We start from the raw sequence: 2075 nt of genomic DNA on the forward strand, positions 1-2075 counted from the left end.
ATAGTGCGCCTCGCCGATCTGGGCGCCCAGCTCGAGCTGGGCGTCCAGCCAGTCGATGTGTTCCTCCTCCGAGGTGAGAATGCTCTCCAGCAGAACGGCCGATCCGACATCGTCGCGAGAGCGGGTCAGGACGATCCCCTCACGCAGCAGCGCACATGCCTCGATCTCGTGGGAACGGTCGGAGTTGAGCTGCTCGACAGCGGTCTCGCCGATACGTAGTGTATTCAACCGCTGGAGATTGGGTAGCCCTCCCAGGTAGAGGACCCGATGCACCAGCTTGTCCGCGTGACGCATCTCATCGATCGACTCGTCGTAGGTATGCTTGCCCAACCGCTTGTAACCCCAGTTGAGTTGCATCCGGGAGTGCAGGAAGTATTGGTTGACGGCCGTCAGCTCATTCGTGAGGACGCGGTTGAGTAGTTCGACAATTTCCGGGTCGCCCCTCACATGAAACCTCCACTATGTCAGCCCGACGACACAACCGGACAGGCACGGCGGTAACCCGTCAACAGTTCCTCGATTTCGTCGAGGCATCCACCGCAGCCGGTGCCCGCGGCACAGACGTCACCAACCTCGCCCGTGTCGCACGCGCCCGACTCAATCACGCCGCGCAACGTCCGCTCGGTGACAGCAAAGCACGAACAGACCAGCACCGCACCTCACCACACTCTTGGGAGACCGCCCTGACCCCATGACCCGGAACCGATGACTCACAGACGCTCTGCACAGCTGGGCCGATGACGGCGGACGCTCGTAGCTAAGTTAAACCTTCCCTAAATAAAGACCCGGGCACAAGAGTCCCACACGGGCCGATTGGAGGCAAGCAGGGGTGAGCAGCCGACCCACCGGTCTACCGCAACGGGTCGACCACAACGGGCCGATCACAGCCGTGGCATGACCAGCCGGGCATACGAGCACGCCTGGCACCGCTGAAAACGTCGACCGCCCGCTGCGGGGCGCGGTTCTCCACGAGATGCGGATCACACCCAACAGCAGGTCCGATCAGCAGCCCGGATACGGTATTGCAGTACGGTACGGTCTCGTTTCTTCGAGGGGGCACAATGTGCTGTGGACCAACCAAGTGAGTGCACATTGTCCGACATTGTCCGATATGGGCCGGGGATTCGACGACCGCGACGGTGACGACCACGATCATCGTCTTCCGTCAACGGCCGACGCTCCCTCTGTGACCATGGCCGATGCCCAGCCCATAGCTGACGCTCCATCCACAACCAGCGCCACGGCCGGTACCCCGCTCACGGCCGACGCAGCGAAACGAGGGCGTCACCTCCTCGGCACCGCCGGCTATGCGGTCACCCAGACCGTCCTGCTCAGCTTGTTATTCATGGTCTACCGCTTCGGCCGGCACGTCGTCGACGATCACCAGACCGAAGCGCTGTCACACGGGGTCACCGTATGGAACATGGAACGGCGGCTACACCTGCCCGACGAAGCAGCCGTCCAACATCTGGCCCTGCATTCCCACTACATGACGATCCTGATCAATGAGTTCTACTTCGCGGTGCACTTCCCCGCGGCGATCGCGCTGCTCGTCTGGGTCTTCGTCCGGCACCGCTCCGCCTGGCCCAGAGTTCGCAATGTGATCATTATTGCGACGGGCATGGCACTGATGATCCATATTCTGTACCCGCTTGCCCCGCCACGCCTGCTGCCAAGAGTGATGACAAACCTGATCGACACCGGCGCGATATTCGGCCCGTCGCCCTACGCCCAAGGCGACGGCTTCGCAAACGAGTATGCGGCCATGCCAAGCCTGCACATCGGCTGGGCCATCATCGAGGCATGGGTCGTGATCATCGCTCTGTGCAGCCGATGGCGTTGCCTCGCCATCGTCCAGCCCGTGGCCACCACGGCCGTCGTCGTGGCCACAGCCAACCACTACTGGGTGGACGGCGCCGTCGGCGGCCTGCTCGTCCTCCTGGCGATACAGGTCACCAGGCCGGCCCTGCAGGCCCGGATAGTCGCTATGGTGCGCCCCGCGGTCACCCGCCAGTCGGATGCCTGCGAGCCGGGATAACCGCCCTGAGCACGACTCCCCGGTCTGACGGCACGGG

General features: G+C 63.3%; 3 protein-coding genes. 1 reads left to right on the plus strand and 2 read right to left on the minus strand.

Going from position 1 to position 2075, the window contains the following annotated elements; genetic code table 11:
- A partial coding sequence (gene bfr / locus DD1DGNOD_RS18410) for a bacterioferritin (RefSeq protein ID WP_131770707.1) occupies positions 1–447 on the minus strand: 447 nt, incomplete at its 3' end.
- Positions 448–464: 17 nt separating this feature from the next.
- The gene (locus DD1DGNOD_RS18415) at positions 465–653 is read right to left on the minus strand and encodes a (2Fe-2S)-binding protein (protein ID WP_131767708.1); all 189 of its coding nucleotides are present in this window, start codon (positions 651–653) and stop codon (positions 465–467) included.
- A gap of 428 nt (positions 654–1081) precedes the next feature.
- Here DD1DGNOD_RS18415 and DD1DGNOD_RS18420 point away from each other — a divergent pair, with 428 nt between their 5' ends.
- Complete coding sequence (locus DD1DGNOD_RS18420) at positions 1082–2038, plus strand: phosphatase PAP2 family protein (RefSeq protein ID WP_241251657.1); 957 nt, start codon at positions 1082–1084, stop codon at positions 2036–2038.
- Positions 2039–2075: the final 37 nt, after the last annotated feature.

It is taken from the genome of Candidatus Protofrankia californiensis, assembly GCF_900634765.1.
GTDB classification, from domain to species: domain Bacteria; phylum Actinomycetota; class Actinomycetes; order Frankiales; family Frankiaceae; genus Protofrankia; species Protofrankia californiensis.